The sequence below is a fragment of the Nostoc sp. genome, from assembly GCF_036918015.1.
Taxonomy (GTDB): Bacteria; Cyanobacteriota; Cyanobacteriia; order Cyanobacteriales; family Nostocaceae; genus Nostoc.
In genome coordinates, this window is sequence record NZ_JBALEO010000076.1 from 1 (window position 1) to 25,661 (window position 25,661).

General features: G+C 42.8%; 23 protein-coding genes. 9 read left to right on the forward strand and 14 right to left on the reverse strand.

The annotated features are described in order from the left end of the window. From V7K61_RS21675 to V7K61_RS21685, 3 genes are all read right to left on the reverse strand, one after another. Positions 1-288 (reverse strand): hypothetical protein (locus V7K61_RS21675; RefSeq protein ID WP_335056400.1); only part of this gene is annotated, 288 nt, incomplete at its 3' end. Between the two features lie 209 nt (positions 289-497). Then, positions 498-974, reverse strand: a complete 477-nt coding sequence (locus tag V7K61_RS21680; RefSeq protein ID WP_335056402.1) for a hypothetical protein — start codon at positions 972-974, stop codon at positions 498-500. 151 nt (positions 975-1,125) lie between these two features. Further along, a complete protein-coding gene (locus V7K61_RS21685; RefSeq protein WP_335056404.1) occupies positions 1,126-2,388 on the reverse strand; it encodes a proton extrusion protein PcxA in 1,263 nt (420 codons plus the stop codon). A 428-nt stretch (positions 2,389-2,816) separates the two neighbouring features. Between V7K61_RS21685 and V7K61_RS21690 the strand changes: the two genes are divergently transcribed. Both V7K61_RS21690 and V7K61_RS21695 read left to right on the forward strand, forming a co-directional pair. Beyond that, positions 2,817-3,986 (forward strand): tetratricopeptide repeat protein, encoded by a 1,170-nt coding sequence (locus tag V7K61_RS21690; RefSeq protein WP_335056406.1) that lies wholly within the window; start codon positions 2,817-2,819, stop codon positions 3,984-3,986. A gap of 353 nt (positions 3,987-4,339) precedes the next feature. Further along, positions 4,340-4,597, forward strand: coding sequence for a helix-turn-helix domain-containing protein (locus tag V7K61_RS21695; protein WP_094352530.1), 258 nt, complete (start codon positions 4,340-4,342; stop codon positions 4,595-4,597). A gap of 171 nt (positions 4,598-4,768) precedes the next feature. Here the strand turns inward: V7K61_RS21695 and V7K61_RS21700 are convergent, their stop codons facing one another. Further along, a complete protein-coding gene (locus V7K61_RS21700) occupies positions 4,769-5,935 on the reverse strand; it encodes a pyridoxal phosphate-dependent aminotransferase (protein WP_335056408.1) in 1,167 nt (388 codons plus the stop codon). Positions 5,936-6,276: 341 nt separating this feature from the next. Between V7K61_RS21700 and V7K61_RS21705 the strand changes: the two genes are divergently transcribed. Next, positions 6,277-6,945, forward strand: a complete 669-nt coding sequence (locus tag V7K61_RS21705) for a ribonuclease T2 family protein (RefSeq protein ID WP_335056410.1) — start codon at positions 6,277-6,279, stop codon at positions 6,943-6,945. Between the two features lie 231 nt (positions 6,946-7,176). On the opposite strand, the gene V7K61_RS21710 is transcribed toward V7K61_RS21705, so the two are convergent. Next, positions 7,177-8,259 carry a class I fructose-bisphosphate aldolase gene (locus tag V7K61_RS21710; protein ID WP_335056412.1) on the reverse strand — a complete coding sequence of 361 codons (1,083 nt, stop codon included), beginning with the start codon at positions 8,257-8,259 and terminating at the stop codon, positions 7,177-7,179. Positions 8,260-8,624: 365 nt separating this feature from the next. Between V7K61_RS21710 and V7K61_RS21715 the strand changes: the two genes are divergently transcribed. After that, entirely contained in the window at positions 8,625-8,939 is a 315-nt protein-coding gene (locus tag V7K61_RS21715) for a hypothetical protein (RefSeq protein ID WP_335056414.1), read from the forward strand. Between the two features lie 32 nt (positions 8,940-8,971). Here V7K61_RS21715 and V7K61_RS21720 read toward each other — a convergent pair whose 3' ends face one another. The 4 genes from V7K61_RS21720 to V7K61_RS21735 form a co-directional block, all read right to left on the reverse strand. Next, entirely contained in the window at positions 8,972-11,431 is a 2,460-nt protein-coding gene (locus V7K61_RS21720; RefSeq protein WP_335056416.1) for an AAA family ATPase, read from the reverse strand. An 81-nt stretch (positions 11,432-11,512) separates the two neighbouring features. Then, positions 11,513-11,905 (reverse strand): type II toxin-antitoxin system VapC family toxin, encoded by a 393-nt coding sequence (locus V7K61_RS21725; RefSeq protein WP_334881453.1) that lies wholly within the window; start codon positions 11,903-11,905, stop codon positions 11,513-11,515. After that, positions 11,902-12,123 (reverse strand): hypothetical protein, encoded by a 222-nt coding sequence (locus V7K61_RS21730; protein ID WP_334881451.1) that lies wholly within the window; start codon positions 12,121-12,123, stop codon positions 11,902-11,904. The genes V7K61_RS21725 and V7K61_RS21730 overlap by 4 nt, the downstream gene beginning before the upstream one ends. A 14-nt stretch (positions 12,124-12,137) precedes the next feature. Beyond that, entirely contained in the window at positions 12,138-13,235 is a 1,098-nt protein-coding gene (locus V7K61_RS21735; protein ID WP_335056418.1) for an ATP-binding protein, read from the reverse strand. Positions 13,236-13,450: 215 nt separating this feature from the next. On the opposite strand from V7K61_RS21735, the gene V7K61_RS21740 reads away from it, so the two are divergent. Then, positions 13,451-13,684 (forward strand): hypothetical protein, encoded by a 234-nt coding sequence (locus V7K61_RS21740; protein ID WP_335056420.1) that lies wholly within the window; start codon positions 13,451-13,453, stop codon positions 13,682-13,684. 428 nt (positions 13,685-14,112) lie between these two features. On the opposite strand, the gene V7K61_RS21745 is transcribed toward V7K61_RS21740, so the two are convergent. Together V7K61_RS21745 and V7K61_RS21750 are read right to left on the reverse strand one after the other, a co-directional pair. Beyond that, positions 14,113-15,756, reverse strand: coding sequence for an acetolactate synthase large subunit (locus tag V7K61_RS21745; protein ID WP_334720128.1), 1,644 nt, complete (start codon positions 15,754-15,756; stop codon positions 14,113-14,115). Between the two features lie 109 nt (positions 15,757-15,865). Beyond that, complete coding sequence (locus V7K61_RS21750) at positions 15,866-17,233, reverse strand: NAD-dependent succinate-semialdehyde dehydrogenase (RefSeq protein WP_335056484.1); 1,368 nt, start codon at positions 17,231-17,233, stop codon at positions 15,866-15,868. A gap of 230 nt (positions 17,234-17,463) precedes the next feature. Between V7K61_RS21750 and V7K61_RS21755 the strand changes: the two genes are divergently transcribed. After that, a complete protein-coding gene (locus V7K61_RS21755; protein ID WP_335056421.1) occupies positions 17,464-18,087 on the forward strand; it encodes a Uma2 family endonuclease in 624 nt (207 codons plus the stop codon). Between the two features lie 159 nt (positions 18,088-18,246). Here V7K61_RS21755 and V7K61_RS21760 read toward each other — a convergent pair whose 3' ends face one another. After that, a complete protein-coding gene (locus tag V7K61_RS21760) occupies positions 18,247-19,899 on the reverse strand; it encodes an adenylate/guanylate cyclase domain-containing protein (RefSeq protein ID WP_335056423.1) in 1,653 nt (550 codons plus the stop codon). Between the two features lie 184 nt (positions 19,900-20,083). Beyond that, the gene (locus V7K61_RS21765) at positions 20,084-21,424 is read right to left on the reverse strand and encodes a DEAD/DEAH box helicase (RefSeq protein ID WP_335056425.1); all 1,341 of its coding nucleotides are present in this window, start codon (positions 21,422-21,424) and stop codon (positions 20,084-20,086) included. 215 nt (positions 21,425-21,639) lie between these two features. On the opposite strand from V7K61_RS21765, the gene infC reads away from it, so the two are divergent. Further along, the gene (infC, locus tag V7K61_RS21770; protein WP_094352543.1) at positions 21,640-22,152 is read left to right on the forward strand and encodes a translation initiation factor IF-3; all 513 of its coding nucleotides are present in this window, start codon (positions 21,640-21,642) and stop codon (positions 22,150-22,152) included. A 159-nt stretch (positions 22,153-22,311) separates the two neighbouring features. On the opposite strand, the gene V7K61_RS21775 is transcribed toward infC, so the two are convergent. Further along, positions 22,312-22,929 carry a TetR/AcrR family transcriptional regulator gene (locus tag V7K61_RS21775; protein ID WP_334988442.1) on the reverse strand — a complete coding sequence of 206 codons (618 nt, stop codon included), beginning with the start codon at positions 22,927-22,929 and terminating at the stop codon, positions 22,312-22,314. 188 nt (positions 22,930-23,117) lie between these two features. Between V7K61_RS21775 and V7K61_RS21780 the strand changes: the two genes are divergently transcribed. After that, positions 23,118-24,425: an HlyD family efflux transporter periplasmic adaptor subunit gene (locus V7K61_RS21780; protein WP_335056427.1), complete on the forward strand. Its 1,308-nt coding sequence runs from the start codon at positions 23,118-23,120 to the stop codon at positions 24,423-24,425. Further along, positions 24,422-25,597, forward strand: coding sequence for an ABC transporter permease DevC (gene devC, locus V7K61_RS21785; RefSeq protein WP_335056428.1), 1,176 nt, complete (start codon positions 24,422-24,424; stop codon positions 25,595-25,597). Before V7K61_RS21780 ends, devC begins: the two co-directional genes overlap by 4 nt. The last annotated feature ends 64 nt before the right edge of the window (positions 25,598-25,661 follow it).

A 25,661-nucleotide genomic window follows, 5' to 3' on the forward strand; every position in this document is an offset into this window, starting at 1 on the left:
GTTCGCATTTGCTATTTCGGGGTTCGCATTTGCTATTTCGGGGTTCGCATTTGCTATTTCGGGGTTCGCATTTGTTATTTCGGGGTTCGCATTTGTTATTTCGGGGTTCGCATTTGCTATTTCGGGGTTCGCATTTGCTATTTCGGGGTTCGCATTTGCTATTTCGGGGTTCGCATTTGTTATTTCGGGGTTCGCATTTGCTATTTCGGCGATCGCATTTGCTATTTCGGCGATCGCATTTGCTATTTTGGCGATCGCATTTGCTATTTCGGCGTGTCCATAACGCACCCCTGACTTTTCACGGTATCTGAAAAACCTCTCTCTAAATCTCTCTCCTAAAAGGAGAGAGACTTTGAATTTTCCCCTTTAATTAGTCCCGCCTACTTATCCAGAAACTTGGTGAGGTACACCAGCTAAGTCTGTTACCCAGGTATAAAGCGTGTTTTACTCCTGTTAGCGCAGCGGGGCGTAGCCTATTCTGAATTCTGCTGTATGAATTACTTCCGTCGTTTTGGCATAGGACGCATTGCTTCACGTCCCAAAATAAACATCCCCGTGATACCTAAACAGACAAACCAAATATATTGATACCAGTATTGCCGAATCTGCACAACTGTACTGGTTTTGGGATGCAATGTATTTAAGTATAACAGTAGCACCAATATCATGAGTGCCCCAAAACCAACAAGGCTCAAGCCAACAAGAATTCGTGCGGGACGCAGTTCAAAATCACTAATAGTATTTAGGTCAATTTCTGCCAGTTCCTTAAAGGAGTCATCCGCCAAAGATGAGGTTGCTTGGAATCTATTGCTCAGTTTTGGTGGCAAAATCGGCGACAGTTTCGCTACAGTGGGGCGACGAAGTAAAGCCTCAGTATCTCGCAGCAGTTCTAGCGGCTTACGGGTAGTAGTTGGTTGAGCAAACTCTATGTTGTCTGTAGGAGTTGAGGCATTAACTTTGCTTTCAAAATCCATAGTATACTTCGGGAAAACCAGGATATACATAGCCTAGCGAATCAAAAGACAAATGCGTGAAAATAATTCGTAATTTGTAATTAATTGATTTCTGGTAAGAAATATATTCTTTACTCAAAGTAAGTGAATTTTGGCATTAGATAATTACAAATTACTCGTCCATCTCTTTTAATGTAGCTAATGCCGATGGAGATAAACGACTGAGATAGCGGAATATCCAGTATTTAAAGATAGTGTTTAAAATCACAGGAAATGTAGCAATAAAGAAAAAGATGACATTTGTACTGGCTGGTAGACCTAAATGTTCTGCCAATCCTGCAAGAAGCACTTCCCATCCATCTGGTGAGTGAAATCCTACAAATATATCTGTAAACAGAATAATTAAAAAAGCCTTGGCACTATCGCTGAGACCAGAGACAGTGGTATCCATAAAAGACTTAAGAATCACAATTTCTCTTTTGCTCATAGCGATAACTATACCAAAAGAAAAGAGTGAGATTAAATCAGCAAAAGCATTACTAATACTACTATTACTTTTTTTGCTAAATTCTTCAGAGATTTCAATTGCTTTACTTTTGATTTTTTCTTGTGTTAGCTCTGAAGAAAGTGACGGTGCTTGATTAAGAAAATATTCAAATCTCAGTTCTTCTTGAAAATTATGTAATTCGTGGAGAGCTTCTTTTTCCATGTCAGAGTTGATGAATATTTTAGTTACATTATCTCCTCTAACCCTTTCTAGTATTGGAGTTACAATAAATTCTTTAGATAAATATTGAGTTAAAAGCGGTACGATAATGAGAACTATCAAAAATCGCAGGGCAATTATTGTTCTACCTTTAGAAAGGCGATAATTCCTGAGAAACTCTTCTTCTGTCTGTGGTGCAAAATCTGCTTGAATTTTATTAATTCTTCTACCAATAGAAATCTTAGGTAGTCCAGATTTTGGAATTGGATCTGGAACTTGAGTATCATTTATGTTAGATGAATTTAGCTGTTTTTTTATTTCGTTATCATTGATTTTTAAAGGCTGATAAGTTGGCACTAAGGGAGTATTGTTAATTAGTCCATCTTTGATAGCATATTTCTCTACTACTTCATCAATAATCTTCAATTTTTCTAATAAAACAGAATTAGAAATATTGACAATTCCGCGACTAAGCTGGAATTCGGCAAGCCTGATCTTAATAATAGTTAGGTTCTTATTAAGATATACTTGCCAATAAGACATTACATTTTCAGTATAGTTTACTGATTGTAAAGATATTTTTTTGCGATCAAAATGTTCGTTCTCAATGTTTTTAATTCTCTGAGCGGCTTCGTAAGCTTCTAAAAGTGCCCTTTCTGGTGTATTTGAAAACCAACGGTTCAGCGATCGCAAATATTTTTGGAATGTTCTGGTAAGTGAGTTTTTCATTACATATATGACTTTTAGATAATGTGTATTATAGTTATATAATCATAAAAAATGGGTAATAACAGCTAAATTAATTAGTCCAATCCAGATTCAGGCAATACTCCCTGATGCGATGTCTAGGAAGGGCTACGTCTACGCTAGCAATTTTATATTACCTGATAAAGTCAGATGGATCGGCATAGATTGACACTGGTTATTTATATTGACAGTCTATCCATTACACTGTCAATATTGACACCATCTGTCAGTGTTTATGCTCTATAGAAAAGCCTTGATTGTAACATTTCATAATCGAGGCAAATTTTCCACTATGCAGAGTCTATCACTGTTAAAGGAAATAGGTAGTAAAGATGTTGCTTTCTCATCTCCCTTCCCTCTATTCACTACTCCCCACTCCCAAGTTTTAAATTATGAGTTTGAGTCTATGCATGATTGTGAAAAACGAAGCAGCAACACTGCCTAAATGCCTTAGCAGTGTGAGAAAAGTAGTGGATGAAATGATAGTCTTGGATACAGGCTCAATCGATCGCACTCCCAATATTGCCCAACAACTCGGTGCAAAAGTCCATCATTTTAAATGGTGTAGTGATTTCAGTGCTGCCCGCAATGCAGCTCTCAAATATGTCACTGGTGATTGGATTTTGGTATTAGATGCTGATGAAACTCTGACTCCTGCAATTGTACCGCAGTTGCGAGAGGCGATCGCAAGAGATGAATATTTGCTCATCAACCTCGTCCGTCAGGAAGTTGGTGCAGAACAATCTCCCTATTCTCTGGTTTCCAGGCTATTCCGCAATCATCCAGATATTCGTTTTGACCGTCCTTACCACGCCTTGGTAGATGATAGTGTGTCAGAAATTTTAACCAAAGAACCCCACTGGCAAATAGGTTATTTACCTGGGGTTGCCCTTGTACACACAGGATATCAAAAAAGTGCGATCGCTGAAAATAACAAATATGCCAAAGCCGCTACAGCGATGGAAGGGTTTCTCGCAACTCATCCCAACGATCCCTATGTTTGCAGTAAATTAGGAGCGTTGTATGTGCAAACTGGGAAAATTTCTCAAGGTATGGATTTGCTCAGACATGGAATCACCGTTGCTGAAGACAACTACGATATTTTATATGAACTCCACTATCATTTAGGCATTGCCTACAGTCGGTTGCAAAAATCTCCACAGGCGATTTCTCACTATCAAGCTGCCATCAAATTGCCAATTTATCCCATGCTCAAACTAGGAGCATACAACAACTTGGGTAACTTACTCAAAGCAGCAGGAGATTTCAACGGTGCGAAAACTGCTTATGCCACAGCTTTGAAAATCGATCCCACTTTTGTTTTTGGACATTATAATTTGGCGATGACATTTAAGGCTTTGGGTTTATTTGCAGATGCGATCGTATATTATCAACATGCAATTACGTTAAATCCCAACTATGCCGAAGCATATCAAAATTTAGGGGTAGTGTTGCTCAAAATTGGCAATCATCAAGATAGTTTAGCAGCTTTTAAAAAAGCGATCGCCCTTCACGAAAGGTATAATCCCGAAGAGGCGAAGAGACTACGCCAGGGATTGCAAGAGATGCAGTTGATGTAGAGGTGAGGGCGCATAGGAAGACGCAGAGGGGGAAGAGGAGTGTGGGGAGTGTGGGGAGTGTGGGGGGTAAGACTTCTTCCCCATCCTCCCACACCTCCCACACCTCCCACACCTCCCACACCTCCCCTAGTTCTCCCCGATTTTTACCTAATCTAAAAATATCAACCCAAAAGTTGAAATCAAAACTTTTGACAGTATCAAACTTTTCATTATTTTATGAATGAAGAAATAAAGTTATTCCGTATATTTTGTTCATATTCGGTGATGTTGGCAGCATAATTGCCTTCAACGGGCATAATTTTTTAAAGAATACGACAACGTAGATGCAATAAGTATTTGAGGAAGTAATATCTATGCTTAAAACCCATCTTATCCACACCGAAGCTGATTATCGTGCTGCACTTGATGAAATCGAAAGATTGTTTGATGCAGAACTTAATACACCAGAATTTGACCGCTTGGAAGTTTTAACTACGCTTGTGAAAGCATACGAGCAAAGGCATTACCCAACCGAAGCACGAGATCCTATTGAAGCAATCTTATATTATCTTGAATCCCGTGAGTTCTCTTTAGATGACATAGAGCCAATGAAACAAGCAATGTTTTACTAAAAATCTCTGGAACTTGAGCTTCAGAACACGAAACTTGAGCGTCGCAACTCCGAACTTGAGGTTTAAAAATGAACTCCACCCGTTCTGAGTCGAAAAGGTGGAGTTAAATAGTTGAAGAGTTGATAAATTCTCCTCACAAATGACAAGTGACAACTGACAAATGACAACCAACTAAATACGCGACTTGACAAATTTTTCTAATCTATCCATTCCCTTTTCAATCGTCGCCATATCTGTGGCGTAGGAAAGGCGAATGTTGTCATCAGCGCCAAAAGCAATTCCGGGAATGACTGCAACTTGATGTTCTTCCAACAAAGCGTCACAAAATTCTAGGGATTTTAGACCGGTTTTGCTGATATCAGGGAACAGATAAAAAGCGCCATCTGGTTTTGCGGTACTCAAACCGGGAATGGCGTTGAGTCTGTCTAGCATTACCTGTCGGCGTTTGGCGAAGGCTTGGCGCATTTCTTCGACACAATCTTGAGAACTTTGTAGCGCTGCGATCGCACCATATTGGGCAAAGGTACACACGTTAGATGTACTATGCCCTTGGATGGTACTGGCTGCTTTAATGATTTCCACAGGCCCCGCTAAATAGCCGAGACGCCACCCAGTCATGGAATAAGCTTTCGCAAAGCCATTACTAATCAAAGTGCGGTCAAAAATTTCCTTCCCCAGAGAACCGATGCTGATATGTTCTGCACCGTCGTAGAGAATCTTTTCGTAAATCTCATCAGAGACAACAAAGATATCTGCATCAACTATTACCTGTGCCAGTGCTTTGATTTCATCTGGCGTGTAAACCATCCCTGTGGGATTAGATGGGGAGTTGAGGATAAATAACTTTGTTTTCGGCGTGATTGCTTTACGGAGTTGTTCGGGAGTAATTTTATAACCCGTCGTGGCATCTGTAGGCACAATTACCGGGACTCCACCGACCAAAGTCACCATTTCGGGATAACTTAGCCAGTAGGGTGCAGGGATAATTACCTCATCACCTGGATCGATTAGCGCCACGATTAAGTTGTAAAGAGAATGCTTACCGCCATTGGTGACGATGACATTCTCAGACTTGTAATCAAGACCGTTATCAATTTTAAGCTTGTGGGCGATCGCTTCCCTTAACTTTGGTTCTCCGGCTGCTGCACCATATTTGGTTTTGCCTTCTTCCAAAGCTTTGACTGCTGCGGCTTTAATATGCGCTGGGGTATCAAAATCTGGTTCTCCAGCGCTAAAACTACAAACATCTATTCCTTCCGCCTTCAGTGCCTTAGCCTTGGCTGCGATCGCTAAGGTTAATGAAGGTGTTACCTGACTTACTCTTGCTGCCAGCTTCATTCTTACTATTTTTGGCAAATCTTTCACTTATCTAAGGATATCCCAGAATCATTACCAAGATTTGCTTTTTCTGAATTCGTTGGGGATTGGGGAGATGAGGGAGCAGGGGAGGCAGGGAGGCAGAGGGGCAGAGGGGCAGAGGGGCAGAGGGGCAGAGGGGCAGAGGGGCAGAGGGGCAGAGGGGCAGAGGGGCAGAGGAGCAGGGGAGAATAAGAAATAAATAATGACAAAGGACTAATGACCAATGACAAATGACAAATGACTCCGCAAAGCAGTTTGATTATTGACTCTTAAGAATGTATCGTATATAACTTTATTTTTAGTGGAAACTAACTGTTTTTATGCAGATTAAGAAACTTTTAATTGCATCTTCTCTGCTAATTACTAGTCTTTTTATACCTAATGCTGCCATTGCTCAAAATCGCGGTACTCCGGGAAAATTTGACTTTTATGTACTGACACTCTCTTGGTCGCCGGATTATTGTGCAAAAAATGGTACTCGTGACCCGCAGCAGTGCGGTTCTGGAAAGAAACTCGGTTTTGTACTACATGGTTTGTGGCCGCAGTACCAAGCTGGTTATCCTGCTAATTGTTCTACACAAAAATTACCGTCGGAAGTAAAGCGACGGTTTCCCAATTTGTATGCTAGTAATAAACTTTACGATCATGAATGGGAAAAACATGGTACTTGTTCGGGGAAAACTCCTGCGGAATACTTGGGATTGAGTAAAAAGTTAAAAGATGCGATCGCTATTCCCGCAGCTTATAATCGTCCTAATAAACCCGTGCGTACCACAATTACAAATTTTAAAAATTCATTTGTGAGTGCTAATAATCAAATTACTGCTGATGGTGTAGCACCTTTTTGTTCTGGTTCAGGAAGATTTTTACAAGAAGTCTTCTTTTGTTATTCCAAAAACGGCGAACCTGGTATTTGTAGCGCCGAGATTTTGAAGCGATCGCAAAAAAGCTGTGGTCAGCCAGATTTCTTATTGAGAAACGTTAGATAACAATGGGTATTGGGCATTGGGCATTGGGCATGGGGCATTGGGCAAAGAATTGTTATAACTCCTAATATCATGTCCGCTTGATTGCTTATTAAACCCGAAGAACCCCACCCCCGCCAAAGCTATGCTTTGTCTCCCCTCCCCGCTTGCGGGGAGGGGCTGGGGGTGGGGTGTATGACTGTGGTTAGCATAACTAATTATGTGGACATGATATAACTCCCCACTCCCCACTCCCTAAGCTATCGTCACATCCGGCGACAAATAAACATCCTGAATGGTATGAAACAGTTTTACACCTTCCTCAAAAGGACGTTGGAAGGTCTTTCGCCCAGAAATTAATCCTGAACCACCAGCGCGTTTGTTGATTACGGCGGTGCGTATTGCTTCGGCGAAGTCATTTTTACCAGTCGCGCCACCAGAATTAATCAACCCCACACGCCCAGAGTAGCAATTTAGTACTTGGTAACGAGTTAAATCAATTGGGTGATCGGTTGTCAATTCTGTGTAAACACGCTCATCAGTTTTGCCGTAACTTTTACCACTGGCTTTGGCAACAGCACCGTAACCATTGTTATTTTCGGGTAACTTTTGTTTAATGATGTCGGCTTCAATTGTTACACCCAAATGATTCGCCTGTCCGGTGAGGTCGGCTGCAAGGTGGTAATCTTTGTCTTGTTTAAAAGCGTTATTCCGCAGATAGCACCAGAGAATTGTTGCCAAACCCAGTTCATGGGCGCGTTTAAAAGCTTTGCTGATTTCCTGAATTTGTCTGGTAGAATTCTCGGAACCAAAGTAAATTGTCGCACCTACCGCCGCCGCCCCTAAATTCCAAGCTTGTTCGACATCAGCAAACAATACTTGGTCAAATTGATTAGGGAAAGTCAGCAATTCGTTGTGATTGATTTTGGCAATAAAGGGAATTTTGTGGGCATATTTCCGTGATACGATGCCTAATGTTCCCAAAGTGGTAGCAACAGCATTGCAACCTGCGGCGATCGCTAGCTTGATAATATTTTCTGGATCGAAGTAAATCGGATTGGGCGCAAAAGACGCACCAGCTGAGTGTTCAATCCCTTGGTCTACTGGTAAAATCGAGAGATAACCTGTGTTTGCCAGACGACCAGTAGAGTAAAGTAGATGGAGATTACGCAATACTTGAGGATTGCGATCGCTGTTAAGCCAGATTCGATCTACAAAGTCTGGCCCCGGCAAATGTATTAAATCACGAGAAACTTTTGCTTTGTGGGTAAGCAGGTCTTCAGCCTCTTTACCTAGCAATGACTCAATAGAATTAGCCTCTTTGAGCGTTGTAGTCATAGTATTATCCTCAAAGTTTGAGCAAATGACCTTGCCTTTAAGATAGCATTTCTAATATTGCTAACTTGGTTGTACGGAGATTAGTGCTATGTCTTCTTTCTGAAGATATAGCAATCTTATTGTATAAGTGAAAATCAAAAGGCTCAGATTCCCTACTTACTTTTAATAAGTCAGGAATCTTGTTGTGAATGATTAAGTAGGGCTATACTACCGGAAGTATTCAATCAACTTTCGGAATTGATGTTTTCAACTCAGTTATCAACTTCAAACAGTACAATCATACTATCCTCAGATCGTAGCTGAAAATTGAAAACCCATCTTCCCCCAATTGTGGTAATAATTTTGAACAGAATAAATACAATTCTATGAGTAAGTTTCAAATCGATATCGACTTTAGCAATATAGATTTAGCTTCCCTTGAGACAGAAGAAGATTTTCAACGAGAGGCAAAAATATTACTCCCAAAGGCACTGATCAAACTAGGTGAAAGTGTGGGTGAAAAAACTTGGGAAGAATTACAGCTAAAGCTTCAAGGAACTGGAGGTAAACTCAAATCTTCTCCCAGCGAGAAACGTAGGTTTATCCAAGAAACCGGAAGAACTTATCAACGAAATGCTAGTAACAGAGAAAAACAAGAACTGGAAGAATATATAGTAGAGCAATTACGTCAGCGTAAATAGTATTTGTCATAAGTTAATTTAACGGACATGATTCAAACAAACCAGCGGCGAATCAACTCCACTTGGAAGCGATAGCCGTCGTCAACTTCCTCAATTAACTCCCGTTGCAACAGCAAGTTAAAAGTAATATCAGCATCGGGAAACTCTTGTAATAAACTTTGGCGGCTAACTATAGCCCCTTCCCCTTGAGCGGCGATAAAACGTAGAATAGCTTGTCCAGTCGCATCAACTTGGTTGTTTTGAATATCAGCAAAGAAAAAGCCACCACTTTGCAAAGCTTCTGGTATCGCGGCTTCCACATCTGCTAAAGTTGCCAATCGCCGGATAGAAGGGTCTTGTTCGTTTTTGAGAACGATAATTTCCGCACAGAGTAGTTGTACTAAGAATGGATGACAACGGGTGAGTTGTAGCACTCGCTCAACGGCGTTAGGTTCATAGCGGAGAGTAAAATCTTTGACGGGACGTTCAATTAATTGTCGTGCTTCCGCTTCTTTGAGGTAGGAGATATGCACTACTTGGACATTAATGAGATAACTAGCCCAGCGCTGATATTCTTCGATAGTATGAGAGCCAGCTAGCAGCACCTTAAAGCGGGGACGATGTTGAATGAGGTGACGCAGCATTCCCAAAACATCCTGTTCATCAAAGCGACCTTTGGTTATGGCGTTGTCTAGCACCTCGAATTCATCTAGCGCTAGTAAGGCGGTATTTTGTTCTAGAGCCTGTTCTACTTTATCTAGCCATTCATCGAAATAGGTGAAGGGGTCAGATTTTAACACTTCGCGGGCTAGGGACGGTAGAGTTACACCTTGCTTTTTCGCTGACTTCTCCATCTCTCTAGCCAGGTTGTAGAGAAAACCTGCATGGTCACTAGCTGATGAAGGTGCGCCTTGCAAGTCTACAAACATGGGGATGATGTTACTAGGTAGTAACTTTCCGATGTTATTGAGGAGGGAAGTTTTACCCATGCGTCGCTGACCGTATAGTAGCAGAGGTGGACGACGGCGATCTAAAAGCAACTGCTCAATGCGTAAGCCAATTTCATCGCGCCCCGTGAAAATTTCTTGCTCTAGTGTGAGGGGATTACCAGTAATGTAAGGCGAGTCAATTTCTTGGCGCAGTTCAGTAATTTTAGTCAGTTCATCTATATAGTTGATGACTATCTCACGCCAACTTTTGATAATGGGGTAGAAACGGACTGTGTATTTGTCGCTGCTACGAGCGAAGTTCTGCAACTGTAGATTTAATTTATCTGCAACATCTCTGAGGAGTAAGCGTTGGTTATAAGCACTTGCTTGATTGAGAGCAGCATCTACATCCTCACTGATACGGCTAAAGATTCGTAGTAGAAGGCTAACTTCACTCTCTAGTTCGCTAGTTAGAAGACTGCGATGAGCTTTACGGATAGCTTCGACATCACTACAGCCTTCTAAACTGCGTGCATCTAGTTCAATTTGTGCAGCTTGTGCTGCCCAGCGTTGTGGGCTGATACTTAGGTATTCGAGGGCAGCTTTGCCTTCTACTGGGTTATGTTCAATTACGAAGAGAAGATGTTCGTCCAAATCAGGCAGATGTAAATGCTGCCACTCATCCCAGAAGGCTGAGTGAAAGCGCAATAAGCAAGGGCTTTTAGCATTACGTCGTTTGTCTAATCTATAGAGGAGATAATTCCAGACAAGGAGAAATGGAAATGATACAACAGGTCGCCAAGAGTTAATAGCTACTCCCACGCCTTCCGCCACGCCTTCCGCCACGCTTAACGCCACGCCGAACACCAGGCAGAATGCCACACCGAACGCCACGCCTCCCGCCACGCCGAACACCACGCTTAACGCCACGCCGAACACCACGCTTAACGCCACGCCGAACACCACGCTTAACGCCACGCCGAACGCCACGCCGAACGCCACGCCTCCCGCCACACCGAACGTCACGCAGAACGCCACACCGAACACCACACTTAACGCCATGCTTAACGCCACGCTTTCCACCACACCAAACGCCATGCCAAACGCCACGCCGAACGCCACGCCGAATCCTATCCCGAACACCACGCTTTCCGCAACGCTTTCCGCCACGCCGAACGCCACGCTTTTCGCCACGCAGAACGCCACACCGAACGCCACGCTTTCCGCCATGCGAAACGCCACGCCTCCCGCCACACCGAACACCACGCGAAAAGCTATATTTACGATTGGTTCACCCAATACCCATAGCATCAAGCCCAATAATAAGTTAACCAGGATAGGTAAGATAAACAATCCCTGGATGAACAGCCTCCACAGAGCAAGGTTTCGCCATCGCCCTTGTCTCAACAAGATAATCAAAGAGGAGTCAGTGTCTAAAATAAGGTCAATGCACTTGAGGTGGTTATGCCATGCTGAAGGGCGGAAAACAAGCCAGAAAAGCAGTTGCAAGCTACCGAGTATTAAGTTGGGGTGCTGCTGGGATGCATCTGTGTAGGCGTTGGGGGGTCGTTGTGGTGAAGTCAACTTTTCTGCACTCCTATTTAATACTCGGCGTTGCTGAATCAGAACAATTCATAGGTTAATTCAGGAACGCCAACTTTTCTTTCACTTTTTGAGAGTTTGCACCCCAGGATATGCCAGAATTTTGGCGTCAACAGTTAGTAAAGGAGAGTTGTAAATTCTGGCAGTGGCTACAATAACTTGGTCAAATGGATCTCGGTGAAAACCTGTGAGTTTGGTTGATTCAACAATAATTGGAATTGTCAGTTCGAGTAGTTGCACTCCTGGATAAGCTAAAGCTTCTGTTAACCATTCCTCAACTGGAGACGGTAGAGTTAGCTTGCCAATCTCTACCAATTTGGCAACTTCCCAACAAGACATTATGCTGATTCCTAATCCTTGGGATTCATATTGTTGCAGCCAGTTCTGATGTTGTTTGGTCAGTCTTGCATCACCTTGAACCCACCAAACCCATATATGGGTATCCAGTATAATCATTGCAAGACTTCCCAATCTTCCAGAGGCACAGCAGGTTCAAAAGGATCGTCATAACGGTAGGGTTGTTTGCCACGCAAAGGATACAAATTCGCTTCTTGGGGACGAGTCTGAGTTTCTAGAATGATAATTTCAACAGCTTCCCCAGCCTTAAACGGTAAATCCTCAAGAATCAAGGTTCCGTTTTTAGTTAATTTTGTTTCAATTCGGTGTGCTTTCATAGTTACTCTGCTAGTTATGAATCTAATAAATCAGCAAACGGTTTCATTTGTAGTAAACCTTCCTCACGCCAATTATCATCATTCTCCCCTTCTTCTAAGTTAAATAATCTTTCTCTACACAGAATTTGTAACAACAGTGGACAGCAGCAACTTTGTGTCAAAATCCACTCCACATCTTCGTCGGTGAAAGCAATGGGCGAACTCGCTATCAATTCTCGCGCTTCTATCTCAGTCAATGCTCCCAGATATGCGATATAGCCGAAAATATTGAAAAAGGGTGAACTGTGTCCTGTGTTTCGCGCCATGTCAATCGGTGATTCGGGAGTAGCCAAAACAAATGCTAGATTCCCCCCTGTATGGTTAGTTGCCAAAGACCGCAAACATTCCCAAAAGCCATCATCTAATTCTGAACAGCGTTGCAAGCCAACACTAATCTCATCCAATAAGATGACCGTAGGAGAATGCAAATTATCGCTGACTACATCCATGAAACGATCTAAATTGCAAGGTGTTGGCACTTGCATCTTCAGTGATTCTAGGATGTACTTTAGCAGTCCTTCTCGGCTTTGCATTCGTGCGTCTTGCAAGTCTACAAAAATCCAACAGTAATTTTCTGGATGCGGTAGCCAGTCAGATTTTTGCTCAAGACGCAGTTGTTCTGCTGAGGTGGTGGTGATATTTTTTAAGTAGTGCAGCAGGGATGTTTTACCGCTACGCTTTTTACCGATAATGGCGGCGTTTTGTAGGGGATGGCGTTTTAGTAGATTGAAGAGACGTTTTAATTCTTTTTCGCGTCCAAAAAAGTAACGCGGTTGGGTTATGGGTGCGCCAGTGATGAAGGGTGATGCTTCCCCGTTAGTTGGCTGAGGTTTCGGTGGTTGAGTTTCTGGTTCTTTGTATGCAATGTCTTGCCACTCTAACCCCAGTTTTTTGCTAAGTTCTACAAAATTTAGATAGTCAACAGGTTTGCCTGTGAGAAAGCTTTTGACTGTGGAGAGAGAAAATCCTATATCAGTAGCCAAGGACTGCTGGCTGGGATAGCCGTTACGCTGAGGTGCTGACTTAACTTTTTCAATATACTCTGGGGCTACTCGGAGCGATCGCGCCATCATTCCTCATCGAGAAACTGCTGTGAGTATATCAGCTTTTCATACTCGCTAAATAACAAAGCTGTTTAGCTATAACGTCTTACACTCTAGGAATTATAGTCATCCTGAACTTAACCGATAATCAACTAACAACTCGTCTAATGGATGACTATTTCTCAACTCCGTTCTCAGCCAGCACCAAGTTGTAATGGGAATGTAAGGGATTAGGGGCTTTAAAAATGAAACGAGAATTGGGAATTCTGCAAATTACCTTATCACTTTGCGGAGTGATGATGTTTGGTACAGTAACCTACGCCGCTATTAATATGGTCAATGGTCAATACCAAGTTGAAATAGCGCTCAATACTAAGGGACTCATTATTAAGTCAGATATTGACAAAAGGCAATGCGAAGCAGTAGAAGATATTGCCCAAAAGCAGGAAAGCACAAATATCCAACCAGAAAACGATTAAGTAAGAGTAAAAATCAGTGATGAGTTAAAATCAATAACTTCTAATTTATTGTAAACGAGTCTTTGATACTCGTGAATGAGTCTTTGATACTCGTGAATGAGTCTTTGATACTCGTGAATGAGTCTTTGATACTCGTGAATGAGTCTTTGATACTCGCGGACGAGTCTTTGATACTCCTAAACGAGTCTTTGATACTCGCGGACGAGTCTTTGATACTCCTAAACGAGTCTTCGATACTCGTGGTTTTTTTAACGAACCGCAAAGGACGCAGAGGACGCAAAGAAAGAGGAGAAATATTATTTATAAATAAAGTGAAGTAAAGCGGTACGTTACGCCAAAGGCTAACGTACCCTACCAAAACACTAAAGGAGTTAGGAATAAATAACTCCTAACTCTTGTACAGACGCGATTAATCGCGTCTCTAATTTTTACAACGCACAAGTCAACTCGCCGGCTTTTTGACTGAAGCGGTGATTCTCCCGATAATCTACGGGACAATCTATCACGGCGGGTACATCTTGAGCGAGGGCTTCTTTCAAAGTGGGAATCAAATCTAAAGCCGATTCAACTCGATAGCCTTTTAAACCCATGCTTTCGGCGAATTTAACAAAATCAGGATTGCTAAAATGCACAAAGGATGAGTTTCCTTTACCAAATTGATTTTCTTGCTTCCACTCAATTAACCCATAGCCACCATCATTGAAAATTATGGTGACAAAGGGCGTACCGACACGCAAGGCTGTTTCCAATTCTTGGGAATTCATCATAAAGCCACCATCACCTGTGACAGCAACGACTTTGCGCTTGGGATGAACCAGTTTTGCTGCTAAAGCGCCAGGAATGGCAATACCCATAGCCGCGAAGCCGTTGGAAATTATGCAAGTATTGGGGCTATGGCAATGATAATGCCGAGCCATCCACATTTTATGTGCGCCAACATCCGAGATGACGATATCATCTGGGCCCATCACTTGGCGTAAGTCATAAATTAACTTTTGCGGCTTGATGGGAAATCCATCATCATGGGCATACTGTTCGTAATCAGCGCGAATCTCCGATCTTAAGCTAATAGCAAAGGGATCTGGTTTGCCTTGTCTGTCTGCTAATTTTAAGATTTCATAGAGGGAATCTGAAATATCTCCCACGACTTCGGCGTTGGGAATATAACTACTATCAATTTCCGCCGGACTTACCCCAATATGCACAATGGGAATTTCACCATTACGATTCCATTTCTTGGGGGAAAACTCAATCAAATCATAGCCGATCGCAATTACTAAATCTGTGTTATCAAAGCCACAGGTAATAAAATCTCTTTGCTGTAATCCTACTGACCACAAAGCTAATTGATGTGTGTAGGGAATTACGCCTTTACCCATAAAAGTATTGGCAACAGGTATATTTAGCAAGGTGGCAAATTGCGTGACTGCATCACTTGCATGAGCGCGAATTGCCCCATTTCCGACTAAGATTAATGGGTTAACGGCTTGGCAAATTGCGGCTGCTGCTGCCCGAATGCTAGCAAAAGATGCATAAGTTTTTTCGCCACTATCCTTACGTAAAGGTTTGCCTTCGACGGGCATAGCAGCAATATTTTCTGGCAAATCGATGTGAACTGCACCAGGTTTTTCAGATTGCGATCGCTTAAATGCTTTCCGCACTACTTCGGGTGTAATACTCGGTCGCACAATCTGCTTATTCCACTTGGTAACAGGTGCAAACATTGCCACCAAATCTAAATATTGATGGGATTCAATGTGCATTCTATCTGTTCCCACTTGACCAGTAATCGCTACTAAGGGCGCACCATCGAGGTTAGCATCTGCTACCCCAGTCATCAAATTAGTTGCCCCAGGGCCAAGAGTAGAAAGACATACTCCGGCTTTTCCGGTTAAGCGTCCATAAACATCGGCCATGAATGCTGCACCCTGTTCATGACGAGTCGTAATAAATTTAATGGAAGAATGTTTTAATGCTTCCAAAACGTGCAGGTTTTCTTCACCAGGGAGTCCAAAAATATATTGCACTCCTTCATTTTCTAGGCACTGCACCAATAATTCGGCTGTATTCATTTTATTTCCTAACTAGCAACGAATAAGACTTTAGTCATTAGTCATTTGTCCTTTGTCCTTTGTCATTTGTTTTTTGACTAATGACTAATGACCAATGACCAATGACTAATCATTTAACCCACACGGTTTTAACATTGACAAACTCATGTATACCTTGGATACTCAATTCTCTGCCATATCCAGAACGCTTGATGCCACCAAAGGGCAACCGAGGATCGGATTTGACCATACTGTTGATAAACACGGCACCGGCTTCAATTTCCTCAACCAAGCGATCGCTCTCTTGGTTGTTGGTTGTCCAAGCACTTGCACCTAAGCCAAAGGGTGAGTCATTAGCGAGTTTAATGGCTGCATCAATATCTGGAACCCGGAATAACAAGGCTACCGGGCCAAAGAATTCTTCTTTTGCAATTGGTGTATCAGGCGGGATATCTATGATAATCGTTGGCGGATAAAAGTTTCCAGAACGATCTGATAAAGGATGTCCACCGGTGAGGACTTTACCACCGCTGCTGATGGCGTCTTGTACTTGTTGATCTAAATCCTGGAGAATACCAGGTGTTGCCAGTGGCCCTAAATCGGTATCTGGTTCCATAGGATCGCCTACTTTCAGCGCCTCAAATTTTTCTAAAAGCAATTTTTCAAATTTGTCTGCGATCGCATCTGCGACAATAAAACGTTTCGCTGCAATACATGATTGCCCGTTATTTAACATCCGCGCTGTAGTAGCTGTGACAACTGCTGCCTCTAAGTCAGCACTTTCTAACACAATAAACGGGTCACTTCCTCCTAATTCCAAAACTGTTTTTTTAATTTGTTTGCCGGCGGCGACGGCGAGGGATGCACCTGCTGGTTCGCTTCCGGTCAAGGTAGCAGCTTTTACGCGGTCATCAGCCATTAAATCGGCAACTTTGGCAGCGCCGATTAATAGAGTTTGAAACGCACCTTCAGGAAAACCTGCCCGTCGGATAATATCTTCTATTGCTAAGGCACACTGCGGCACGTTAGAAGCGTGTTTGAGTAAGCCAACATTCCCCGCCATCAGGGCGGGTGCGGCAAAACGGAAAACTTGCCAAAAAGGGAAATTCCACGGCATCACCGCGAGAATCGCACCCATTGGTTGATAACGTACAAAGCTCTGACTGGCATCAGTTTTTATACTGACATCAGCTAAAAAACTAGGGGCGTGTTCGGCATAGTAGCGACAGACGAGGGCGCATTTTTCGACTTCCGCGATCGCAGCTTTAAATGGTTTACCCATTTCTAGAGTCATTAACTTAGCAAATTCTGCTTTGTCTTGCTCTAAAATATCAGCAGCTTTTTCTAACCATTGCGATCGCTCAGAGAAACTAGTCTGACGATACTGTTCAAAAGTCTGATTAGCTAAATCGAGTTTAGCGGCAATTTCTGCGTCATTGAGCGCCTCAAAGGTTTTGAGCGTCTCCCCAGTGGCGGGATTAATAGTGGCGATCGCCATTACCTGACCTCCCGTTAAAAAATAGCTTGAAGTTGGCTTCCTAATGTTATACATATAAATTGAGGAAGCTACCACCCAAATTCTAGTCTTTTAGCCAAAAATTAGCTGCTGAATATTACATTTTCGCAACTTTAATTGAATCAAAGTATACCAATGAATAAGTATTAATATTGATGAATTAATAAGTACAAATAAAGTTGCTATAATTTGCACAATTGAGGAATCAAGCTATGACTCAAGTCTTAGGCAAAGTAGTTACATTCGATGAGTTCGTTGCTAAATATCCAGATAACAGGGGACAACGTTACGAACTATATGATGGAGTAGTAGTAGAAATGCCTCAACCAACAGGCGACCATGAAGAGATTGTTGTATTTTTATCAACAAAAATCACTTTAGAATATAGTCGCCTCAGTCTAACCTATGGTATACCAAAAACAGTATTAGTTAAACCACTTGAAAACGAATCAGCTTACTCGCCAGATTTGCTGCTCCTAAATCTTACTAATTTAGTTAATGAACCTCTGTGGAAAAAAGCATCAACTGTTACTAAAGCAGCATCAATTCCTTTAGTAATTGAGGTGGTAAGTACAAACTGGCGTGATGATTATCTGAAAAAATACGCTGACTATGAAGAAATGGGAATTCCTGAATACTGGATTGTCGATTATGGTGCATTGGGCGGTAGGGAATTTATTGGCAAACCCAAACAACCGACTATTTTAGTTTGCTGTTTAGAAGAAGGTGAGTATCGCGTTAGTAAATTTCGAGGAGATAACCGTATCCAGTCGCCAACTTTTCCAGAGTTAGATTTGACAGCAGAGCAAATTTTTAGTGCTGGCATAGTCAGCTAAATTTAGCATCAGACTATTCAACCTTTCGTAAGAGAGAGGCTGTCACAGCTATGCATAGCAGATTTATCCTAACCAGAATAGTTAGATATTTTTTATTTGGAAGCCCCTAACATAATTCATAATTAGTGATTTTTTCCTATTCCCCATTATGCCCAATCCCTAAAGATTCATGATTGGAGCAATGATTGTTGGCACTGGCTGCAATTTTGTCTGATAAACCTTAACTAATCGCTCAATACCTTTGAAACGATAATCTCCCATTTCTTGGAAGTCTGAGGGTTCTGAAACCATTTTATGGGTGACTTCACTAATCACACATTCACTAGGGGGACAAACTGCTTCCATCCGAGCAGCAAGATTAATCGTTGCGCCTAATGCCGTATAATCTACCCTTTGGGAACTACCCACATCTCCCACAACAGCCTTACCGCTATTAATCGCAATGCGTAGTTGCAGGGGTTCGTGCCAAAAACCATTAGCATTAAGATGTTCGAGACGAGTGAGCATTCCCTTGGCAGCAGTAACAGCGCGATCGGCATGATCTGCTTGCGGTTCTGGAGCGCCAAAAAATGCCATAATACAATCGCCAATATATTTATCTAAAGTGCCGCCGCAACCAAACACTTCTTTTAGCATTTCTTCAAATAAATTATTTAATAATTGAGCGATCGCAGTTGGTGTTAACCTTTCAGAAATTGCTGTAAAGCCAACTAAATCCGCGAACAAAATACTGATTTCGCTTTCGGCGGGAGCTAAACGACCACCCGGTAATCCGCCTACAGATATCAACTGTTGTACAACTGCTGGAGAATGATAACGCTCTAGTCGGTGACGAATCATCTCTTCAGTTTTGAGTTTCTCTACTAATAACCAACGCTGCACGCTAGAAGCGACAAGGTTTGCTAAAGCTGAAAAAAAGCTTAATTCTTCCTCACCTTCATTTGCCCAATGGTAAGAAGAAAAATTGGCATCGGCATACAATACGCCCACAACTTTATTTTCATCCCATAAAGGCACTGCCATCGCGCTACGAATGCCTTTGACCAAAATACTCTGTTCGCTAGCAAACCTTTCATCCTGATGAGTATCACCGGTTTGAATGACTACTTTTTCATCAAATACTTTTTGACAGATACTACGACTAATCCAACTACCATCAGAAGGGAGATTTTTCTGTTGGGAAATATTTCGAGTGGCAGCATTCATTAATTCCAATTGGCCGCAACCATTGACATCAATTAATAATGCCAAGCGATCGATACTATCAAGATAACGAAAAACTACTTGCTGCACCTGCGAAAAAATCTCTTCTATAGATGCGGCTGCACAAAGATTTTTCGCTATGTCCACTAAGTCTTTGAGACGGGCAATGGTTTTGTCCTTATTGCTGATGTTGCCATCCTTACTATCAGCTGCAATCCATTGCTGTTGTAGTTGTTCAACATTGTGAAGGATTGTTCTTTGCTCATTAATGTCCGAAATTCCGGCATACTCAGGTGTCGGTTGAGAAACAGGGGTTGTGAGCAGCACTACCAAGCTGACATTCCCCAGCCAAACGATATCGCCGTGATGTAACTCTTGGGGATAGTTAACCAGATATTTATTGACTTGCGTCCCGTTTTTGCTGCCCAGATCCTCAATAGTCCACACACCATCAGCCGTTTTTACCAGGCGAGCATGGTTGCGGGATACTCCACCAAAAGGTAAGTACAAGTTACATTCCGGCAAACGACCAATTGTAAATATATCTTGGTCAACTGCGATCGTTGTCTCGGTATCTCCCTCTTGTAGGCGTAGCGTCAGTTCAGTCATGAGTGTGATAGATCCATCGAAGCTAGGGGTCAAGCAAGTCTAAGGTAAGTTATACCCTACAGGTTAACCTTCACCTTTTCTTTATGACACTGTTAACTGCATTCCGACAACTGTATGTGACAGATATTACATTGAATTTTTCCAGAATCCGTGAAAAATCAATCTATTGAAGAGCTAACGAATATTAGCGATCGCGTTTAGCAGAACGGCGCGATCCAGATGAACGAGCGCCAGGTTTCTCGCCATTGGTGGCAGGTGGCGCTGCTTTACGTTTAGCCGATGTCTGTGGTAACGGTTTAGGAGTACGAGCCGGACGCTTATCACTTCCGGGCTTGGCTCTGTGTTGCCGTACATTTGTAATTGGTTCGGGGTTGATATCGGGGTTGGGCGCAAAACCAGCAACCACTTCCTTCGGCAAGCGTTGCTCAATCAGTTTTTCGATATCTGTTAATAGATGCTGTTCATCGATGCACACTAGCGATACAGCTTCACCTGATGCGCCAGCGCGACCGGTGCGACCAATACGATGAACATAATCTTCTGGTACATTAGGCAAATCAAAGTTAACTACATGGGGCAGTTCGCTGATGTCAAGACCCCTAGCAGCAATGTCTGTCGCCACCAATACTTGTAAGGTGCCATTTTTGAACTTTGCCAGAGCGTTAGTACGCACCGGCTGGCTCTTATTACCGTGGATTGCCAATGCTTGAATGCGGTCTTCGCCCAACTGCTTCACCAAACGGTCAGCGCCATACTTAGTGCGAGTGAACACTAGTACTTGATACCAATTATCTCGCCGAATCAGATGAGCCAGTAATTGGCGTTTCTTGTCACGGTCTACTTGGTAAACTTTCTGTGCGATCGTGTCGGCGGTAACATTGCGGCGTGCTACCTCAATCATCGTCGGGTTATTGAGTAGTCCGGCGGCCAGTGCCTTAATTTTGTCTGAGAAAGTAGCGAAGAATAGCAAATTCTGTCGCTGTTTGGGCAGGAGTGAGAGGATGCGGCGGATATCATTAATAAAACCCATGTCCAGCATCCGATCGGCTTCATCCAGCACCAAAACCTCAATCTGCGATAAATTCAGCGTACCCTGCTGTACGTGGTCTAGGAGTCGCCCTGGAGTCGCAACCAAAATATCCACTCGACTCCTCAAACGCTGTTTTTGCAGATTAATACTGACTCCGCCAAACATCACCATCGAGTTAAGATTTAAGTACTTGCCGTACTCGCGCACGCTTTCTTCCACTTGGGCAGCGAGTTCGCGAGTCGGGGTGAGAATCAACGCCCGGATTGGTGGGTATCCATTAGGCGTACCTTTGCTCTTATTAGACGACAATCGATGCAAGAGCGGCAGTGTAAAACTAGCGGTCTTGCCAGTGCCAGTTTGTGCCCCAGCTAATAAATCTTTACCCGACAAGACAGCAGGAATGGACTGCATCTGGATTGGTGTGGGTTCCGTGTACCCTCGTTCGGTAACAGCACGGATAATTTCATTGGACAAGCCGAGATCGGAAAAAGACATAAGACTCCAAAAATAACATCGGCCTGTCGCCAATCATGGCGTCAGTCTTAGGCGGACGGATAAAAATCATTGAAAAGCTGGATGGGCAGTAGCGCAAAGACTGAGAGCGAGTGCCGCAGTCCATCATTCTATCAGATTGCCGTCTATTGTGTTGTTAAAGTTGCTCTGATTCAGTGTTGTGTTAAATTAGCATTACCTGCTTGTAAAGCAAAGTATTGAACAAATGGGAGAAATTCATTATCGCAATCCAAAAGCAACTGATTAATTCACAAATCAAATCACCTAGCGTCTTCTTGATTGACCATGAGAATAATAATCGTGGTCTGATCGACACCAATGAGGCGTTACAGCTAGCCGAAAGCTTAGAGCTTGACTTAGTTGTAGTCTCTCAAGGTAAAGACGCTCCAATCGCCAAGATTCTCAACTATGGCAAGCTACAATATCAAAAGAAAAAACGTCAGAGCCAGAGTGCTAGACCCACGGTAAAAGAAGTTCGATTCGGTCTAAACGTGGGTATGGCTGATTACAATTTACGCATCGAACAAGCAGGTCAGTGGTTGAGTAAAGGCGATTCTGTTAAGTTTGCCATTCGTTTACGAGGCCGAGAACATCAATATCGTGACAAAGCGGGAGAACTGCTAGACCGAATTGCAAACGATCTCAGTCAAGTAGGTAAAATCCAGTCTCTGGATAAACGCGCTCTAGTTGTTCAAGTTATTCCTGCTTAGTTATCTGGCGATCGCTAGAGGATGTATTGGTGGCAGCTTGTAAGGAACGAAAAAAGCCGGACACAGTACTGTAGCTTCTATGGAAAAAACAGTCAACTGTTATTCAAGGTGAATTTGACTTTCCGACCAAACAAGCGCCACGCGCCGGGATATAACCAATCAATCGGCGCATTTTGCGATTAGGTGTGTCAAGGCATCAATCAGGCGATCGCTTTCCATTGGTATAATATCCTTCCCATGCATCACATCTTGAGTAACATGAAAATTAACTAATGTACCTAAAAAAATTCTTGCTGTTGCCTCTGGATCGGTAATATTTAGTTCTGGGTGAACAGCGAAATATTGGGCGATCGTTTCCAGCATTGGTTTAATCATTGCCCGAACACAAATCTGAGTTAATTCTGGAAAACGACCAGATTCCCCAATTAGCACTCGCATGAATGCACTGTGTTCCTGGTCGTTATTCATTTGTTCTAATAATTTGGTTCCTAATTGGCGCAGTACGATTTTTGGTTCTCCCTCCATCGGTTCCGTGCCAAACAGAGAGTTAAACTTCTCATGTGCCAAGTACTCTATCAGTACTTTAAAAAGTCCTTCTTTATCTTGAAAGTGGCTGTAGACTGTCGCTTTAGAAACACTTGCCGCTACTGCTACCCGATCCATACTTGTACCAGCATAGCCATTTTGCAGAAACTCCTGCATTGCGCCTTGCAGAATTTGCTCCACTTTATCAACGGAATTATCTCGATCAACTTCGTCAGTTTTAATCCGTACCATTTATTAATTATCCTCTCTTATAAAGAATTTTAATAACTTAATCGGCATTTACAGCATTTTTTAGCCACAATCCTCAATCCCCAATGCCGAGTTTTACTTTTTACTCTTGACTAAACTACTCCGTTTAGTTTAGCATGAATTGAACTGAACAGTTTAGTACAAGTTACTAATGGGGAAAGGTGAACACGATGGTGCAGAACTGGAAATTAGAGGATTTAAAGTCTCCCCAAAATCTTTTGCGATCGCCAACAACACTAGCAATAATTGCATCTCTAGCAATAGGTGGAGCTAGTGTTTACACGGTGCTAAAGTTTCAGGCGACCGCTAATGAAAAGCCAGCCACACCAATAGCTGTTCAGCCAGTGGTAAAAACAGTCACAGCATTGGGACGCTTAGAACCAAATGGAGAAGTTATAAAACTGTCTGCAACAACTTCTACTGAAGGAAGTCTGCTTCAGAAACTATTGGTGAAAGAAGGCGATCGCGTCAAAGCTGGGCAGGTAATTGCAGTTATGGATAGTCGCGATCGCTTGCAAGCAAGTTTAGTGGAAGCCCAACAACAAGTTCAAGTTGCCAAATCCAATCTTGACAAAGTAAAAGCGGGAGCCAAACAGGGAGAAATTGGAGCAAAACTTGCTGCTGTCAGCCGTCTGCAAGTCGAATTAGAAGGAAATGTCAAAACTCAGCAAGCCACAATCGATCGCCTAGAAGCAGACTTACAAGGACAACGGCAGAGTTTACAAGCAACAGTGGATCGCGTCGCCGCCGAAAAGCGGAACGCTCAAGTAGAAGTGCAACGCTATGACGCTTTATACAAAGCAGGGGCAATTTCCAGTCAGCAAGCCGATCAAAAACGCTTGAGTGCAGAAACTTCTACTCAGCAGGTAATTGAAAACCAAGCCAACAAGACAAGAACTGTCGCTACTTTAGAACAGCAGATTAAAGAAGCTAAAGCGAACCGCAACCAAACCCTCGCTAGCTTACAACAGCAGATTAACGAAGCTAAAGCCACCCTTAACCAAACGGCTGAAGTCCGTCCTACAGATATAGCCAACGCCCAAGCAGAGGTAGATAGCGCTCAAGCGACTGTGGCAAAAATTAGAGCGCAACTCGATCAGGCTTATGTCCGCGCCCCCGAAGCGGGACAAATTCTGAAGATTAATACACGAGCTGGAGAAACCGTTTCTACTGACGGGATTGTAGAACTCGGTCGAACCGATCAGATGTATGCAGTTGCAGAAGTTTACCAAAGTGATATTAACAAAGTGCGATCGGGGCAACGGGTTAAGCTAATTAGTGATTCCCTTGCTGGAGAATTGCAGGGAACCGTCGATTGGATGGGGATGCAAGTACAGCGACAAAATCTCGTCAACAGTGACCCCTCTAGCAATATTGACGGCAGAGTAGTAGAAGTTCATGTCCGACTAGATCGGGCTTCTAGCGCCAAAGCTGCCAAGTTTACCAATCTGCAAGTAAAGGCGGTAATTGAACTATGATTGGATTTATTCAACAACTGCGGCAGCGAACCCCTTTAGGATGGCTGCAACTGAGTCACGAAAAAAGCCGTCTCTTGGTGGCATTGGGAGGTATTGCTTTCGCTGATGTTCTCATGTTCATGCAGCTAGGGTTTCAGACCGCCTTATTTGAAAGTAATACTAAGCTGCACAAAAGTATACAGGCTGATATTATTCTAGTTAGCCCTCAAGGCCGTAACGTGTTAAATGCGGACACCTTTACACGGCGGCGGCTGTATCAGGCAATGGATGTACAAGGGGTGAAGTCAGCAGAACCAATGTATATCAGTATTGTGGATTGGAAGAATCCGAAAACACGCCAAAAGACATCTGTGCTTGTTATCGGGATCAATCCTGAAAAGCCAGCTTTCGACTTACCGGATGTTAACAGCCAGATAGATCGGGTGAAGCTACCAGATACCCTGCTATTCGATCGCGCCTCTAGAGGAGATTATCAAGAAGCGATCGCTCAAGTCGATGGAGGCAAACCTGTAACGACTGAAATTGACCGCCGGACGATTACCATTAGCGGCTTATTTTCAATCGGCGCTTCCTTTGCGGCTGATGGCAACCTAATTACTAGCGACCAGAATTTCTTGCGGCTATTTCCTAAACGAGAAGCAAGTAGTGTCAGTTTAGGTTTGGTGCAACTAGAACCAGGATATGATGCAAAACAAATCAAAGCAGCTTTAGAATCTCATTTAGATGATGATGTTAAAGTTTTTACCAAAGCAGAATTTATCGAATTTGAAACAGATTATTGGAAAAAAAATACAGCCATCGGGTTTATCTTCAGCCTGGGTGTAGCAATGGGATTTATGGTGGGCGTGATTATCGTCTATCAAGTTCTTTCTACAGATGTGAATTCCCATATCAAAGAATACGCCACTTTCAAGGCAATGGGGTATAACAATCTTTATTTATTAGGTGTGGTGTTTGAAGAGGCAATAATTTTGGCAATTTTGGGCTTTATCCCAGGAGCGATCGCACCTTTAGGACTTTATGCTTTAACTCGTAATGCCACCAATTTACCACTTTACATGACCGTAGCACGCGCCTTGACGGTATTAATGCTGACTATGATTATGTGCATAATTTCTGGTGCGATCGCCACCCGTAAATTACAATCTGCTGATCCCGCAGATATGTTTTAGAAATTGTCATTAGTCATTTGTCCTTTGTCATTTGTAATGATGATTTACGGACACTCTACGAATT

Bases quoted from the DNA above. Each gene is read 5' to 3' on its own strand.
- V7K61_RS21680 (WP_335056402.1), bottom strand. From the start codon at position 974: ATGGATTTTGAAAGCAAAGTTAATGCCTCAACTCCTACAGACAACATA.
- V7K61_RS21685 (WP_335056404.1), bottom strand. From the start codon at position 2,388: ATGAAAAACTCACTTACCAGAACATTCCAAAAATATTTGCGATCGCTG.
- V7K61_RS21690 (WP_335056406.1), top strand. From the start codon at position 2,817: ATGATTGTGAAAAACGAAGCAGCAACACTGCCTAAATGCCTTAGCAGT.
- V7K61_RS21695 (WP_094352530.1), top strand. From the start codon at position 4,340: ATGCTTAAAACCCATCTTATCCACACCGAAGCTGATTATCGTGCTGCA.
- V7K61_RS21700 (WP_335056408.1), bottom strand. From the start codon at position 5,935: ATGAAGCTGGCAGCAAGAGTAAGTCAGGTAACACCTTCATTAACCTTA.
- V7K61_RS21705 (WP_335056410.1), top strand. From the start codon at position 6,277: ATGCAGATTAAGAAACTTTTAATTGCATCTTCTCTGCTAATTACTAGT.
- V7K61_RS21710 (WP_335056412.1), bottom strand. From the start codon at position 8,259: ATGACTACAACGCTCAAAGAGGCTAATTCTATTGAGTCATTGCTAGGT.
- V7K61_RS21715 (WP_335056414.1), top strand. From the start codon at position 8,625: ATGAGTAAGTTTCAAATCGATATCGACTTTAGCAATATAGATTTAGCT.
- V7K61_RS21725 (WP_334881453.1), bottom strand. From the start codon at position 11,905: ATGATTATACTGGATACCCATATATGGGTTTGGTGGGTTCAAGGTGAT.
- V7K61_RS21730 (WP_334881451.1), bottom strand. From the start codon at position 12,123: ATGAAAGCACACCGAATTGAAACAAAATTAACTAAAAACGGAACCTTG.
- V7K61_RS21735 (WP_335056418.1), bottom strand. From the start codon at position 13,235: ATGATGGCGCGATCGCTCCGAGTAGCCCCAGAGTATATTGAAAAAGTT.
- V7K61_RS21740 (WP_335056420.1), top strand. From the start codon at position 13,451: ATGAAACGAGAATTGGGAATTCTGCAAATTACCTTATCACTTTGCGGA.
- V7K61_RS21745 (WP_334720128.1), bottom strand. From the start codon at position 15,756: ATGAATACAGCCGAATTATTGGTGCAGTGCCTAGAAAATGAAGGAGTG.
- V7K61_RS21750 (WP_335056484.1), bottom strand. From the start codon at position 17,233: ATGGCGATCGCCACTATTAATCCCGCCACTGGGGAGACGCTCAAAACC.
- V7K61_RS21755 (WP_335056421.1), top strand. From the start codon at position 17,464: ATGACTCAAGTCTTAGGCAAAGTAGTTACATTCGATGAGTTCGTTGCT.
- V7K61_RS21760 (WP_335056423.1), bottom strand. From the start codon at position 19,899: ATGACTGAACTGACGCTACGCCTACAAGAGGGAGATACCGAGACAACG.
- V7K61_RS21765 (WP_335056425.1), bottom strand. From the start codon at position 21,424: ATGTCTTTTTCCGATCTCGGCTTGTCCAATGAAATTATCCGTGCTGTT.
- V7K61_RS21775 (WP_334988442.1), bottom strand. From the start codon at position 22,929: ATGGTACGGATTAAAACTGACGAAGTTGATCGAGATAATTCCGTTGAT.
- V7K61_RS21780 (WP_335056427.1), top strand. From the start codon at position 23,118: ATGGTGCAGAACTGGAAATTAGAGGATTTAAAGTCTCCCCAAAATCTT.
- devC (WP_335056428.1), top strand. From the start codon at position 24,422: ATGATTGGATTTATTCAACAACTGCGGCAGCGAACCCCTTTAGGATGG.